The sequence below is a fragment of the Anaeromassilibacillus sp. An250 genome (assembly GCF_002159845.1).
GTDB classification, from domain to species: domain Bacteria; phylum Bacillota; class Clostridia; order Oscillospirales; family Acutalibacteraceae; genus Anaeromassilibacillus; species Anaeromassilibacillus stercoravium.
In genome coordinates this window covers 57,095-72,623 of the sequence record NZ_NFJK01000019.1, presented here as the reverse complement: position 1 = coordinate 72,623, position 15,529 = coordinate 57,095, and the positions used below count along the sequence as shown (strand labels likewise).

At 58.3% G+C, this 15,529-nt stretch carries 7 protein-coding genes; 4 read left to right on the top strand and 3 right to left on the bottom strand.

All coding sequences use genetic code 11. From position 1 onward, the window contains the following. The coding region (locus B5F54_RS18175; RefSeq protein WP_087234954.1) for a glycoside hydrolase family 3 N-terminal domain-containing protein at positions 1 to 6,313 on the bottom strand (6,313 nt) is incomplete at its 3' end. Between the two features lie 985 nt (positions 6,314 to 7,298). On the opposite strand from B5F54_RS18175, the gene B5F54_RS14525 reads away from it, so the two are divergent. The 4 genes from B5F54_RS14525 to B5F54_RS14510 all read left to right on the top strand — a co-directional run bounded on the left by B5F54_RS14525 (position 7,299) and on the right by B5F54_RS14510 (position 13,572). Further along, positions 7,299 to 9,599 (top strand): helix-turn-helix domain-containing protein, encoded by a 2,301-nt coding sequence (locus B5F54_RS14525; protein WP_172749757.1) that lies wholly within the window; start codon positions 7,299 to 7,301, stop codon positions 9,597 to 9,599. Between the two features lie 291 nt (positions 9,600 to 9,890). Further along, positions 9,891 to 11,141, top strand: a complete 1,251-nt coding sequence (locus B5F54_RS14520; protein ID WP_087234952.1) for a [Fe-Fe] hydrogenase large subunit C-terminal domain-containing protein — start codon at positions 9,891 to 9,893, stop codon at positions 11,139 to 11,141. Between the two features lie 619 nt (positions 11,142 to 11,760). After that, positions 11,761 to 12,996, top strand: a complete 1,236-nt coding sequence (locus tag B5F54_RS14515; protein WP_172749756.1) for an ROK family protein — start codon at positions 11,761 to 11,763, stop codon at positions 12,994 to 12,996. A gap of 117 nt (positions 12,997 to 13,113) precedes the next feature. Beyond that, a complete protein-coding gene (locus B5F54_RS14510) occupies positions 13,114 to 13,572 on the top strand; it encodes a GNAT family N-acetyltransferase (RefSeq protein ID WP_087234950.1) in 459 nt (152 codons plus the stop codon). Between the two features lie 274 nt (positions 13,573 to 13,846). On the opposite strand, the gene B5F54_RS14505 is transcribed toward B5F54_RS14510, so the two are convergent. Beyond that, a complete protein-coding gene (locus B5F54_RS14505) occupies positions 13,847 to 14,284 on the bottom strand; it encodes a GNAT family N-acetyltransferase (protein ID WP_087234949.1) in 438 nt (145 codons plus the stop codon). Between the two features lie 106 nt (positions 14,285 to 14,390). Next, positions 14,391 to 15,365, bottom strand: a complete 975-nt coding sequence (gene gluQRS, locus B5F54_RS14500) for a tRNA glutamyl-Q(34) synthetase GluQRS (protein WP_087234948.1) — start codon at positions 15,363 to 15,365, stop codon at positions 14,391 to 14,393. Positions 15,366 to 15,529 lie beyond the last annotated feature (164 nt).

Below are 15,529 nucleotides of genomic sequence, written 5' to 3'. Positions count from 1 at the left end.
TCGTAACTGTGCAATGCTTGACCGCGTTCTGGCCCGGCAGGGTGGTGTAAACGCCCGTGCTCTGGCCCGGCGTGCCGATGGCATAGACTCTGTAATAGTAGTCGTTGCCGATCTTCGCCACGAACTGCGTCTTCAGCACTTCGCCGTTGCCAACCGTGAAGCTCGGCGTCATGGCGTTGCCGTTGACTACCGTCATCTTGAAGCAGTATGCGCTGCCTCTCTTCAGATTGAAGTTGACCGTCGTGTCGGAAACCACATACGCCTTCTGGCTGGTCACGCCCTGGGCTGCGGATACAACGCCCGCTGCGCCATATGCGTTGCCGATGTTGGCAGACGTGCTGCCCTTGCCGCTGGAGCTGCTGCCGGAGGAGCTAGTGCTCTTCGGGACAAGTGCGTTGTAGGCGCTCGCCAGTGCTCTGGTGGCACGGTCGACCTTGGGCTGATCCTCTTCGGTCATGTCCTTGTCGTCAATGATTGCCAACGCACGGTTCATCGCGCTCTTGAGGGTTGCAACAGACGCCGCCGTGTACTCGCTTGTATCGACCGCCTGTGCCTTGCTCAGGATGCTGTTGAGCTCGCTCTTGTCGGCCTTTCTGCGCAGGCCCATGAGGATGTCATTCAGTGCGATGGTCTGTTCGTCCACCGCTTCCTGCGATGCCGTTTCGTCCGCAAGGACTTCCTTTGCCGCCTCGAGTGCATCCGGCAATGCCGCCTTCGCGTCGTTGTCGATGTAGTCGTTGAGGTCAAGGCTGTCCGCCTTATCGACGGCGGCCTGCAAGGAGGACTTATCCGCCATACGGGTCAGGCTCATCATCGCATCGTACAGGTTGTTGTACGCTTCGTCCACATCGGCTGCCAGCGGATGCTCTTCGCCGCAGACGTCCTTCGCCGCTTCCAGGGCCTCTGTGAAGGCGTCCTTATCGCCGAAGTATTGGTCGAGGTCGATCAGGTCTGCCACGTCGATCAGGCTTTCCAGCGCGCTGGTGTCGCCCTCTTCGAAGCTCAGCAGGTGCAGGGCGTCCATCAGATCGCTCCAAGCCTCGTCGATCTCCGCCTGCGTTGCGTGGATATCCGCATAGACGGTGTTCGCCGCTTCCAGGGCCTCATTAAAGATGTCCTGGACCTCCGGGATCGCCGCTTCCACTTCATCGCCGCATGCGTTCGCCGCGTCGATGGTCGCCTTGAGGACTTGCTTATCGACAATGACAAATGCAAAGTCGAGCTGCATGGACTTGTCGTCCGCGTCATAGGTAAAGGTGTAGGAGTATTCCTTGGTATCGGTGAAATCGACGCTCTCGCCGTTGATGACGATCCGCGCAAACTCTCTTCCGTCCGCATACGGCTGGAAGGTTACGGTGACTTCCTCGCCATCCTCAAAGTCTCCCGTGAGGCGGCCGGTGAGTTCCGCGATCTTGTTTTCTTCGCCGTTTACGAACACTTTGACGTTCTTGCTGAATAGCATGACCGGCTTCTTATTGAAGTCCGTGCCGGAGAAGTCCGCATACTTATCGGTGCGCTCGTCAAAGATCTGGCCGGACCAGTTGAGGCCGAAGCCGAAGTCGTAAGTGTTGCCCTGGGAATCCACATAGCATTCCATATCCTGGGCCACGTCTTCATACTGCGCTTCAACGGTCTCCATGTTTGCCGGCTGCTGCATCGGCAACAGGCCGGAGGGCTCCGTCGTACCGGAGATGATCTCCATCGCTGCCTGGTCCTGGATGCCATAGCCCAGGACGATTGCATCTGCAAGCGGCTCCACTTCGGAGAACACCATCGGGTTGCTGAGCTTCATATAAACCACGACCGGCTTGTCGCCCATCGCGTCCCTGGTTGCCTCAAGCTTTTCAAGCTCGGAGTAGTTGCTGGCGGTGACCGTCTTGCCCTTATAGGTACGGTTGTCAACGCCGTCGAAGGGGACTTCCGGAGATGCCGCGATGCTCGGGTCTCTCGCGGTGTCCGCGGTGTATTCGCCATACTGGAGGGTGATTGGCACATAGCCGTTGCCGCCCGCCGTTACGTCGTTGCGGTCATAGCCGCTGCCGCCGCTCGGCGCGCTCATCGCCACGATGGCGAAATCCGCCTCTGCCGGGTCGTCGGTGATGTTGTAATACTTGGAAACGATGTCTTCGCTCATGGAATAGCGGCCGTTTGCGTTCTTTGCAAGATAGACGGTCTCTTTCTCGTCTTCCGCTGCCGGAACGATCGCGCCGTTGGTGTCCTTCAGCATGACGACGGATTTCACCTGTGCGTCATAGCCTTCTGCCATGAACTGGTCGTTGCCCACGATTGCGGTGGATTCCACCGGATCGAGGTACGGGTTCTCGAACAGGCCCGGGTTGAAGATGTTGCGGAGAAGCCTCCGTGCGGAATCTTCAAAGCGCTGGTCTGCGGATTCCTGGCCGAATTCGTCGATCCACATATGATACGCTGCGATGATCGGGTCCTTGTCGTTGTTGCCGCCGAACTGGTCGATGCCTGCCTGCAACGCCAGGTAATGGCGCTCGTCTACGGTCAGGTGTTCCACGCCCCAAGAGGTCGTGCCGAAGCCGGTCATGCTGGTCGCGTCTTTTGTGACGCCCCAGTCGGTGCAGACCACGCCGTCATAGCCATACTTCTCGCGGAGCAGGTCGGTGACAATGTACTTGCTGTATGCGTTGCCGACGTTTCCGCCTTCCGGGTCCTGGTTGTAAGAGATGGTGTAGTACGGCATGACCGCCGCTGCATACCCGGTGCCGTTGTTCAGGTCAAAGGCGCCCTCTACGAACGGGCGGATGTGTTCTTGCAGGTTGTCGCCCGGATATACGGCGAACTTGCCGTATGCAAAGTGCGCGTCGCGCCCGCCCTCTTCCGGGCCGCCGGACGGCCAATGCTTGACCATGGCGTTGACGCTGTGCTCGCCCCACGGGTTCAAAGAACCATACGTGGTCTGGAAGCCGTCAACATAGGCGCGGGCCATGTCGATATCCAGTTCCACATTCTCGCCGAAGGTGCCGCTGACGCGGGACCATCTGGGCTCGGTTGCGAGGTCGATCTGCGGGGACAGTGCGGTTGCAATGCCCAGTGCGCGGTATTCCTGGGAGGCGATGTCGCCGAAGCGTTCGACAATGTCCGGATCAAAGGTCGCCGCGAGGCCGATGGAATCCGGCCACAGGGAGATTGTGCCGCCCTGGCCAGCGATGTATTCCAGGTCGCTCTTGCCGCTTGCGCCGTGGCGCGGGTCGGAGCTGGTGTTGATCGGGATGCCGTAGCCCAGGCCCTCTACGAATGCCTGCGCATTGTTGTTCCATTTTGCCGCGATTTCCGGGGATTCTACGGAGGTAATCAATACGGCGCGCAGGTTGTCTTCGTCCAGGAAGGTCTTCTGTGCGTCGGTGAGCTCCTCGCTCGGCACGGACTGGTGGCTGCTGTACAGCATCAAGCCGGCGATCGCCGCGATGCCCTCTTCGCCGTCCGCGACCATGGTCTCGGCCAGGTCCTGTGCGCGGGCCTCGGTGTCGAGGCGCCAGTCTTCATAGACATCGACTTCGCCGTTGCCGTTCAGGTCCTTAAAGGCGTAGCCGTCTTTTTCGATGATGATGTCGGGGTCCATGACGCCGAGCGTTGCGCCGCCCTTGTTCTCGACCTTCCACCATCCGCCGTTTTCTTCCGGCATCTGGGTCATGGTGTAGCCGCCGCCCAGGATGTCGCCCTTTTCAACGTCTACATAGTCCTTCAGGTCGTCGAACTGGTCGCCATAGTTGCCGATCTCAACGCCGTGTACGCTGCCCATGTTGTTGGACTGCAGGATGATGTTCAGGATGTTGATGACGCTCTTCTGCATGTCGCCCTTGGTGATGGTGCCGCTGTTGTATCCGTTCAGGATGGTATTGGCCTTGGAGGTTCCGCCGGGCATAATCAGGTCGTTGCCTGCATGCATGGAGAGGTCCGCCTTGGACTGCCCGCCGCCCCAGTCGGTCATAACCAGGCCCTGGAAGCCCCACTCGCCGCGTGCGATATCGGTGCATAGGTCGTAGTTGTGGCCTGCCGGGATGCCGTTGACCAGGTTGTAGGAAGTCATCAACGCCATCGGCTGCGCGCTCTTGACCGCGATCTCAAAGCCCTTGAGGTAGATCTCGCGCAGGGCACGCTCGTTTACGATGGTGTCCACACGGTTGCGGTTGGTCTCCTGGTTGTTGGTGATGTAGTGCTTCAAGGTGACGCTGACGCCCTGGTTGGACTGCACGCCCTTGGTTTCGCTGGCAGCGGTCATGCCGGTCACCAGCGGGTCTTCGGAATAATACTCGAAGTTACGGCCGCACAGCGGGTTGCGGTGGATGTTCATGCCGGGGGCCAGCAGGAGGGTGACGCCCATTTCCCGCAGCTCTTCGCCGAACGCCTTGCCCACCTCTTGGATCAGGTCCACATCCCACGTCTGGGCAAGCAGGGTGCCGATCGGCCATGCGGTGCAGAACTGGTAATAGGTCTGCGTCTCGCCGGTCGTTGCGTCGGTGCCCTCAAAGCTCTGGGAGATGCGCACGCCCGCAGGTCCGTCTGCCACAACGATGTTCGGGATGCCCCAGCCTTCCAGGTAATTCTTCGTGGTCTCGCCCGCCGCGCCCGGCACGGAGTCGGAATCGGAGCCGATCACCGGCGCGCTGGTGCTGCGGTTGCTGGAGCCGACTGCGAGGGTCGCCAGCATATCCACGTCCATCTGGGCCACGAAGGTCGCCAGGTCATATTTGCCGTCGTAGACGTCCTTGAGGTTCGGGTTTTCAATCTTCTGGACATACTCCGTTTTGACCGGATGGCTGCCGTTGAAGTTGGTATCGGGGTCCTCTTCGCCTTCGACAATATAGGTTGTGACGCTCTCGCCGTCATATGCGGAGGCGTTGTTCACCGTCTCGATCGCATCGGCATCGATGTTGATGATCTGCATATCCGCTGCACCGGCCGCTTTTGCAGAAGCCGTTTCCGGTGCATTCGGGCTGATCTCCTCAAATTCGTTGCCCTCTTGGACCGTCAGCTGGTTGCTGAGCTGCTCGGTGACAACGGTCTTGTTGATGTTCAGCACGCCGCCCACTTCCGTGTTGCGGGAAGAGTTGCCGGCCTGGATGGTATACATGCCCTGTTCCAGGATATAGGCCGCCTGCTCCTCGTCATAGGAGGACATCTCCGTCAGCGGGAAGGAAACGGTCAACGTCTGCTGCGCGCCCGGCGCCAGCTCGTCGGTCTTGGCATAGCCCGCCAGCTCCTGGTACGGCTTTTCGAGCTTGCCGCCCGGGGCGGAGAAGTACACCTGCAGGACTTCCTTGCCGGAATAGGTGTCGCCGGTGTTGGTGATGGTCGCGTTCACCGTGACGGTCTCTGCGTCCGCCTGCACATAGTTGATCTCCGTATCAAACGTGGTGTATGACAGGCCATAGCCAAATTCATACGCCGGGTCGATGCGGAAGGTGTCGAAATAGCGGTAACCGACATAGATGCCGTCCTTATAGAATTCCGTCTGGGAATTGCCGTCGTTGTTCGCAAAATCTGCGGAGGACGGGTAATCCTCGTAGTTGACGGCCCACGTGTCGGTCAATTTGCCGGACGGGGTCACCTTGCCGGAGATGACGTCCGCGACCGCGTTGCCGCCCTCCATGCCGGCCTGGCTCATCAGCAGCATGGAATCGAGGCCCTCGATCTCGCCGAAGAACTTCGTGTCGATGATGCCGCCCACGTTCAGGACGACCACCACTTTGTCGAAGTTTGCGCCCAGCTTTTGCAGGTTGGCATATTCGATGTCCGTCAGCTGGTAGTCCCCTTTTTCGTTTTTCCGGTCCGAACCCTCGCCGGAATTGCGGGAGATCACGTAAACTGCTGTGCCTGCATCCGAAGCCGCTTCGATGTTTGCGTCCGTGATCTCCGGGTCCGGCAGGGAGAAGGTGGCCCACATGCCGCCTTGGAAATCCTCTTCGCCTTCGTCGTAGGCGACCTTAAAGTCGTTCAGCCAGTCCTCGCTGGTGATCTCATAGCCTGCATTTTTCAGGCCGTCCCAGACGTTGACCACATAGCGCTGGTTGACGTCGCCGGAGCCGGTGCCGCCCTTGACGGTCGCATATGCGCCGCCGCCATACAGGGCGATCTTGCTCTGTTGCGGGATTGGGAGTACATTTTCGTTATTTTCCAGCAAAACCATGCCCTGTGCGGCAACGTCCCTGGAAAGTTCTGCATTGCGGATCTCGCGTTCGGACATTTCGTCCGTGGGAGAAGCCGCAAAGGCCGCCGTCACAGCTGACCCGGCGATCATGGAGAGCGTCAGGACCAGCGAAATGACTTTCCGTAGTCTTTTCATAAATCCAATTCTCCTTTGTTTTGAAATCGTGTCTCCAACCTTACCCATTTCAAAAACCAAACGGGAGGGCTTTGCAGCCAATCCGTACGTTTCTATATGCAGATACTTCCTCTTTCCATTGCAAATGTGCAGCGGGTTCCGCACGGACCGGCCTCTTTCCTGCCAAAAGGCCCTCTTTCTTTGCAGGATTCCTCAACGTTTTTCTCTTCTGGCCCCCTTTCTCAAAGGAAATTTCTTTAAAATATCCGATTCAAGCCGGTAGCGATATGTGCTGGTCCAGCCCCCCTTTTACGAAGATGCACAAAAGCAGGATAAAATGGGACTCTTTCACAGCCTATTCATTTATCGGCTTGAATATCTGACTGGATATAGTATAATGATGGATACAAAGGGAAATCAAGAATCACTATTTTTGTACGAACAATCCTAAAATAAACTATGCAATTTAACGAACAAAAAAATTTGTTACTCCCAAAAAATTGTATGTAAGCAAATACTTTAGAGGCTTTTGGGGAGCGATGCCCGGCAAAAAAGCAGCTTTTTGCAAAGTTCCTTTAAAATAAATTGCTTTTTACTCCCTCAATGAATCTACCCTGCGATAAAATCATGTATAATAGCGTAAATAAAATTTTTTGTCCGCAAATTGTGTGGGGAATTCGTCTATTTCTCAGTATTTTATAGGCTTCCTCACAGCAATAATTACGTCTTCCGCTAAATTTTATTCGAAAATGTAGATTAAAAGGTTTGATTCTTGCTATATTTATGTATAAAATGGGATATTATTTTTATAATATATAGTTTTTATGTAATATATCTAAAACCCGGTAAAATATAACTCGGAAGCGCCCCGCTTCTGTAGCCACAATCTCCAGATGTATGGCCGCTGTGGCGCTGGCGCTTTGGGGGAAGAGGGCAGGCCGGGTTTGTATTGGGGATGATGCTGCGTAGAACCGTGGCTGTTTTTAGGGAGAAGGGAGATTGCGTTTTGAAAAAGACAAAACCATACCGCGGGAAAAGCTTTTATAAGCTGCTGGCCGCGTTTTTTGCCGTGACGCTGCTTTGCAGCATGTTGATGTTGACCCAGTACCTGGCCAACGAGAAAACACAGCGCGAAGAAACCATCGAATCTTACCATTCCATGGTGGAAAAAAGCATGAAGAATACCGAGAGCATGCTGTCTTACATAGAAGAAGCCGGCACACGCATCGCCCAGCTGGATGGGATGGCGGAACTGGCAACATCTGAAAACATCCCTTTGGGATCGCCAGAGGCCCAACATTTTGTCCGTTCTTACCTGCGTACGGTCCGCAAGACCATCCCTGCCACGGACCAGCCCATGTTCCTCTATTTTCAGAAAAGCGGGCGGGTGTTCGACAAATCGGCCGATGTCGATCCCCTGGAAAGCGGGATCGTGACGGGGCTGTTCGGGATGGACGCCGCCACATGGGACCAGCTGATCCAGGCCGGGGAAGAGGGCACCTGCACCATTATCCAAGATCCAAACATGGATTTCGCCCGCTTCGTCTACGTGCGGCAGATTTACCCGGGCGTGGTCTGGATGATCGGCGTAAATAGCAGCCGGATTGCCGAAGATCTCAGCTATTACTATTTGCCGGAGGACGCCCAGACGCTTTTCCTGACGGCAAACAACCGGAGCATTTCTTCCGCCAACGCTTATGGGCAGCCGGGCAACCTGCCGCTGGACTTTAAACAGGTTTCCGCCCTGCCGCCCTTCAGCGCAAGGACGTGGGACGGGCAGACCTATTTCGTCTACCATCAGGGGTTTTCCAACAATACGCTCCAGCAGGTGATCGCCATCCCGGACGCAGGCGTCCAGGAATGGATCGTGGTCATGGCCGGCGCCATCTTCAACACGCTGGTCGTAACCCTATTGGCAGGCGGGAGCCTCTCCTATTTCTTCTCGAAAACGTTATACCGGCCGGTCGAAAAACTGGTGGATACGCTGCCTGTCAAAAAGGGCAGCCGGGATGAGAGCGAATTCCAAATGGTGGCGAGCACGGTCCAGCAACTCTCGGAAAGGGCCAAGGATTACGAGACCCAGCTCCATTCGCAAAGCGACCTTTTAGCGGCAAGCCTCACCACCCGCGTCCTGAAAGGCGAAATCTTCCTTTCGCCCGACATCGCGGAAGCGCTGCGGCAGGGCGGGTTCCCCATTGCCTGCCAGAAGTTTGTTGTGCTGATCCTATCCATTGACGAGGACGCGGACGCCGAGTCCCCGCCCATCCAACAGGAAGAGGCGGGGAGCCTTTTAAAGGAGACATGCCGTTCGTTCCTGCTCAACGGTGGGTTCGCCGCCTATGTCGTCGCCGACCATACGTCCTTTCTCGGCGTGGTCGGCCTGGACAGCGGCGGCCTGGAGGAGGTCAAGGCGTGCGCGGAAGCCATCCAGGCGTTTACCGTCTCGGAGCTGCACATGCAGGTCTCCATCGCCCTAAGCGGCGAACACCATTCGCTGGACGAGCTGCACGAAGCGTACCATGAAGCCACGCAGGTGGCGGATTACCAGCTTCTGGCCGGCGAATATGGAAAAACCGCTACCTATAGCCGCCTGTCCAGCCTGATGTCCGGGCCAAACGGCTGCCGGGAATTCCTGGCGCAAGTGAATAAGCTCTCCAATTCCATCCAGTCCGCCAATTACCAGCAGGCCGCAGCGCTTGTGAAGGAAATCGAAGAGTCCTTCTCCAAACATCCGGCCGCAATGCCCCAGGCAAAATTGCAGATCTTCTATTTGACGGACGCCATCCTGCTCTCCCTTTCGGACAGCGACCTCGACCCGGAACTCCTGAACCATCTGCAAAACGCGGAAACCTTCCGCAAGCCGCGCAGCATTGATTCCCTGTGCCAGTGTACATACCGTATCTTCGCCTATCTGGACGCGAAAAAAGAACAATCCCGCCCCCAGGGGAAGCGCATTGAGCAGATCACCCAATACATACGGGAAAATTACCAGGACATCAACCTTTCGGCGGGCGCGGTGGCCGAACATTTCCACATCAGCCTGCCGGTGCTCTCCAACCTGTTCAAATCCGAACTCAACGTGGGGTTCCTGGATTACCTGCACAAATTCCGCATTGAGCGCGCCAAAGAGCTGATCGTCCACACCGACCACACCATCGGCGACATCTCCGCCATGGTGGGGTATGCCAACTCGATCACCATGAACCGCGCGTTCAAACGATGTGAGGGCGTGACCCCCGGCTGGTACCGGCAATCGGCGTCCTCCCACGCGGCGGCCCAAAAGGGGGCGGGGGACGTTTCGCCCTGACCGTCCGCCGGGACGCCCGCGCGCCTTCCCCGGCGGCTGCGCGCCCATGGGCTGGGGGAAGGCGCCGCCCTGCAAAGGCGGCTTTTTGGAATGCAGGGAAAAAATTTGGTAACCCTAGTGTAACAGATGCGGCGGCGGCCTGTCCCGCGAAATATGGGGGAGCCCGCCGCAACGCTATTTTCCCCCTGCAAACGGCGAGGCGTCCCGCCTGGGCGCCCTTTAAGCGCACCCTCTGCGGGGGCAACGATCTTGCGGGCCCGTGCAGGGCCCCTGTGGAAAGGATTTGATCATATGCCGACCTTTAACGCGCTCTACGGCCGCCTAGTGCGCGCCTCCGTAAAAGGCAAGAGCGAAGAGGAGCTGGAAAAGCTCCGCCAGGAGGATTTTAATCCCCATCACCTCGACTGCCTGCTGAACCCGGAAAAATACCCCACGGTCTGGCGCGTGGGCGACTGCAACTGCTCCAAAGAGGAGGCGGCCAACTGCGCCGGGAAGTGCCTGTTCGACGCGCTCTACACCGACGAAAACGGCAATGTACAGGTGAACAGCAAGATGTGCGTGGGATGCGCCGCCTGCGTGGAGCGCTGCAAAGCGAAAAACCTGGTCGAAAGCAAGGACATCCTGCCCACGCTCGACCTGATCCACCGCGGGGGCGCGCCGGTCTACGCCATTGTCGCGCCGGCGGTCATCAGCCAGTTTTCCGATGAGGTCACGCCCGGCAAATTGCGCACGGCGTTCAAAGCGCTGGGCTTTGCGGGCATGGTGGAGGTCGCGCTCTTTGCCGACATCCTGACCCTGAAAGAGGCGCTGGAATTCGATGCGAACATCCTCACCGACCAGGACTACCAATTGACAAGCTGCTGCTGCCCGATGTGGATCGCCATGCTGCGGCGGGTCTATCAAGAACTGATGCCGCATGTGCCCGCGGCGGTCTCGCCCATGGTGGCCTGCGGCCGCGCCATCAAGCGCTTGGAGCCCGGGGCAAAGGTGGTCTTTATCGGCCCGTGCCTGGCGAAAAAATCCGAAGCGCGCGAGCCCGACATTGCGGACGCGGTGGATTATGTGCTCACCTTCCAGGAGGTGCGCGACCTCTTCGACTTTGCGGACATCCACCCGGAGATGATGGCGGAGGACAACCGGGAGCATTCCTCGACGGGCGGCCGCATCTACGCGCGCGCCGGGGGCGTGAGCCAGGCGGTGCAGGACTGCGTGCAGCGCCTGAACCCGGGCCGCAAAATCAAGGTGCATGCGGTGCAGGCCAGCGGCGTCCCCGCATGCAAACAGCTTCTGAACGACCTCAAGGAGGGGAAGCTGGACGCCAACTTCCTGGAGGGGATGGGCTGCGCCGGGGGGTGCGTGGGCGGCCCCCGCGCACTGATCGGCAAGGAGCTTGCCCGGGACAACGTCAACCGGTATGGGGAAGAGGCCCCCACGCCGACGCCGGTGGACAACCCCTATGTGATCGAGCTGCTGCACCGGTTGGGATTCCCAACCGTGGAAAGCCTGCTGGAGAACGACACCCTCTTTACCCGCACATTTTAACGTGCGGGGAAAGGCAACCACGCGGCGCCTGTGCGCAGCCTTCCTCCCTTTTGGATACGCTCCGCCACAGGGCCATGCAGGTGCGGGGCGGCCCTGCGTTGCCCTCGCCGGCCTGGCCGCGCAAACCGGCCGGGCTTTTGCCGGTTGGGCCGTCTTGCGCCCACCGTACATATCCCTTTCGGCCAACCCAACGCCATCAAAACCGGCCCCGGTCTCCCGCTACGCCCATACAGGGGCGGGCCCGCTGGAAAAACGGCCGGAGGCCTCCCAGGCGTCTCTTCCGGTCCCCTTTCGAAAGCCTTCTCATATAGAAATTTATTTGTAAAAATCCCATTTTTGCAATAACCCTCCCGCGGGGCGCGCGGCCCTTTCCAGCCGGATAAAACGCCCTGCCATAAATTTATCTATGGGTTCTATATTAAAACTTTTCAAGTTGAAAATGGATTTTATGTGTTCTTTCTAAATGATTTCTATAAAAAATAAATTTTTTTAGAGAAAATGGTGCTATTTGTACATATTTAATTTAATATTAGAATTATTTGTCGAATCGTTGCGTGTATAATAAAAGAAATTACCAGATCCTTTACCAATCATTTCATTTTAGATGGGTGGGAAAAACATGAACGAATACAATACCCGGAAAAGCATCAATCAAGAAAAAAGCCAACTGATCAACCGCGCGCTGGTGCTCGACCTTTTGCGGCAGGAGGGGATCTGTTCGCGCGCCACGCTCTCCCAGCTGTCCGGCCTGAAACAGGCCACGATCACCAACATCATCAATGAATTCATCGCCTGTGGCCTTGTGATCGAAACCGGCCTGATGAGCGGCAGCAAGGGCCGCCGTTCCATCGGCATTTCCCTGAACGACCAAAAGTACAAGGTGATCGGCATCCGCATGACGCGCAGCGCGTTCTATCTGTGCCTGGCGGGCCTGTCCGGAAAATTGTACGGCGTCAAGCAGTACAAAATAGGCCCCAAGGAAAACGTACAGATCACCATCACGCGCATCCGCACCGCCATCTACACCATGCTGCAGGAAAACACCGATACGGAGATCCCCGTGGTCTGCATGGCGATGCCCGGCCCGTATTATGAGGAACGGGACAGCATCTTCTTTGTCACGGAGCTGGCCGGCTGGCACAATTTCCCAATTAAGGATGCGTTGACAAAGGACTTCACCGTGCCGATCCAGATTGTCAACGACGCCAACGCGGGCGCTTTTGCACAATTGTGGTATCGCAGCAAGGAATACGGCATCCGGAACATGATCTATGTCCTGGCCGGGCAGGGGGTCGGCTGCGGCATGATCACAGATGGCAAGCTGGTTTTGGGCCACCGCGGCCTCGCGGGGGAATTTGGCCACAACACCATCAATTTCAACGGCCCGCGCTGCGAATGCGGCAACTATGGCTGCTTGGAAAAGTATTGCTCCTTCATCGTCCTGTGCGAAAACATCGAGAAGCGCATCCGGAACGGCGAGTCCTCCATGCTCACGCCCGACGACCTGAGCACTGCAAAGATTTCCGAGGCGGTGCGCGCGGGCGACACGGTTGCGCGCGAGGAGTATGAGAAGGTCTGCGGGTTCCTGGCCATCGGGATCATCAACCTCATCAACCAGTTCAACCCGGGCCTGATTGTCATCGGCGACGAGCTGACCCAGGTGGACGGCGAGCTGCTCCTCTCGATTGTCCAAAAGCGCGTACACGACTGCGTCAACCCGCTGATCTGCAACGAACTTGTGATCGAGCTCGATTCCATGCCGGAAAACCCCGTATTGATGGGTGCGGCAGCCATCGCGGCCCAGCAGGTGCTCTCCGACCCGGGCAAGCTGATGGATATGCCGGAGGAAAAATAAGGCTTTCCGTAGGGAACTGGAAACCCGCCCCTTTTGCAAAAGGGCGGGCTTCTTTGTAGGGGTGGGAACGCCCCTTTGCAAGCTCTTGCGGCGGCCGGGGAAAGGATCGGGGGACCTATGTACCGGAAAAGCACATTGGAGGATTGCAGGGCAATCTATCAACTGATCTGTGAACTGGAGCAGAAAGAACTGCCCTACCAACGGTTTTCGGAAATTTACTATCAGCAGATACAGGACAGCCGCTATTACTGCCTGGTCTATGAGTACAACGGCTCCGTGGTCGCGGCACTGAACCTGCGCATGGAGGAGCAGCTGCATCACACGGAACGCATTGCGGAGATTTTGGAATTCTCCGTTGCGGAATCCTGCCGGGGCAAAGGGGTCGGCAGGGAGATGTTCGACCGCGCCTGCCAAATGGCCAGGAAGCGGGGCTGCTCCCAAATCGAAGCGGCCACCAACCAGCTGCGCGAAGGCGCGCACCGCTTCTACCTGCGGGAGGACATGCACAATTTCCATTACAAATTTTCCAAGCGGCTGTATGGGGAAAATGCTTCGGAGAATGTCCTGGGCAGGTAAGCCTTTTTGCAGGGCAGCCGCAAGGGCGCCCGCTGGGAAAGCGGGGAAGCGGCAAACGCCAAAGGGCGGCTGGGAAAGAACCGCTGGGAAAGCATGGCACAAAAAAGACGGCGTCCAAGGGAGTATGCACCCGCTTGGACGCCGTTTCGGTTTTTCTGGAAGGGTTGGCCTGTGGAAGCGGCGGCTTCCATCCGATTGTGCAGCGCCCTCCGTCCCCATGCAGAAGGGAAAGGGGAGGGCTGTTGCCCGCAGGGGCGGCCCTGCGGGCAGCGCGTCAAAACGTCCAATGCCTGCAAACCATCGGCGTATAGCGAATCCCGTTTTCCTCCCGCTCGCCCCCAAGCGGCACAAACCCAAACCGCCGGTAAACCTCCACCGCATAGGGGGAGGAATGCACCGTCATCTCCGGATAGTCTGCGGCGGATGCCATCGCGTGCAGCAGCGCCCTTCCCACGCCGCGCCGGTGCCACTCCCGGCGCACAAAGAACAGGCTGATGTGCGGCCCGCTCGTGGCCAGCACGCCGATAAGCCGGCCGCCCTCCCAAGCGCCAAAGAACTGTTGCCGGGCCATCTCCTCCCGGTTTTGAAGGAACGACCGGAATTCCTCCACGCCCTGCGCGGAGTAGACCGGCGCTTCAAACGCACAGAATACCTCCCACACCAGTTGCAGCGCTTCCTCCATCTCCGTCTCCCGGAGCTGCCGGATCTCCATCCAAACCCATCCTTTCTCCCAAGGGGATCTTTTTGCATGACCGGGGCCATCCCCGGGGTTCAACCGCGCTCCGCGGCCCGCCCGGGGCGGCAAACCGGGCCAAGCCCTATTGGGCGTCCCGGAACAGGTCCTCCGGGAGCACCAGGTTTTCCTTCGGCACCTTTTCCCAGGAAAACAGGGGGAGCAGGTCGCGCGGGCGGGCGGGACGCGGATGGGGGAGAAGCCCCGCAAGATAGGCCACCCGGCCCACGATCTCCTCGCCGGAAAACCCGCGCGCCCGCAGAGCGCCCAGGTCCAGGTCGTGCTCCCGCTTGGAAAGCCGCCGCCCATCCCGCGCCAGCAACAGCGGGACATGGATGTATTGCGGGGGACTCGCACCGAACAGGCGGTAGAGATACATTTGGCGCGGCGTGGAGGACAGCAGGTCCCGGCCGCGCACCACCTGGGTGACCCCCATGGCGATGTCGTCCAACACCACGGCCAGCTGGTAGGCGAACACGCCGTCCGACCGGCGGAGGATGATGTCCCCGCATTCGCGCGCCAGGTTTTGTTCCACAGGGCCATAATGCCCATCCACAAACCGCACGGCCTCGTCCGGCAGCCGCAGCCGCACCGCCGGGGCGCGCAGGCGGGCCTGCGCTTCGATCTGTTCCGCGGCCAGCCCCCGGCACCGGCCGGAGTAGATTGTTTCCCCGTCCGAATTGTGCGGCGCTTCCGCGGCATGGAGCTGGGCGCGCGTGCAAAAACAGGGGTAAAGCAACCCCTGTTTTTCCAATTGCGCGAGCGCTTCCGCATAAAGCCCCGTCCGCCCGCTCTGGTAATACGGCCCGTTCGGTCCCCCCGCCGAGCCGCCCTCGTCCCAATCAAATCCCAAAAAGCGCAGGTCGTCCTCCAATTGGTCCGCCAGCGCCCGCGAGGTGCGGTCCGGGTCAAGGTCCTCCATGCGCAGGACCATGCGGCCCCCCGCCGCGCGCGCCGAAAGCCACGCCAGCAGGGCGCTCAGCAGGTTCCCCACATGCATGCGCCCGCTGGGGGAGGGTGCAAACCGCCCGGTGATCCTGTTTTTCCCTTCTATGTCCATCGTTTCCCTCCAACGCCGTTGTTCCCGTCCAGTATACCATATACGGGCCTTTTGCGGTAGGTTCCGGCCGCCCCAGAACTTTTTTTATTTTCTTTTGACTTATATAAGGCAAAACGCTATAATAAAACAAACAGAAATTTGCATAGGATTCCTCAAAAAATAGA

Excerpts from the sequence above, each read along its gene's own strand:
- B5F54_RS14520 (WP_087234952.1), top strand. The coding sequence starts at position 9,891 with ATGCCGACCTTTAACGCGCTCTACGGCCGCCTAGTGCGCGCCTCCGTA.
- B5F54_RS14515 (WP_172749756.1), top strand. The coding sequence starts at position 11,761 with ATGAACGAATACAATACCCGGAAAAGCATCAATCAAGAAAAAAGCCAA.
- B5F54_RS14510 (WP_087234950.1), top strand. The coding sequence starts at position 13,114 with ATGTACCGGAAAAGCACATTGGAGGATTGCAGGGCAATCTATCAACTG.
- B5F54_RS14505 (WP_087234949.1), bottom strand. The coding sequence starts at position 14,284 with ATGGAGATCCGGCAGCTCCGGGAGACGGAGATGGAGGAAGCGCTGCAA.
- gluQRS (WP_087234948.1), bottom strand. The coding sequence starts at position 15,365 with ATGGACATAGAAGGGAAAAACAGGATCACCGGGCGGTTTGCACCCTCC.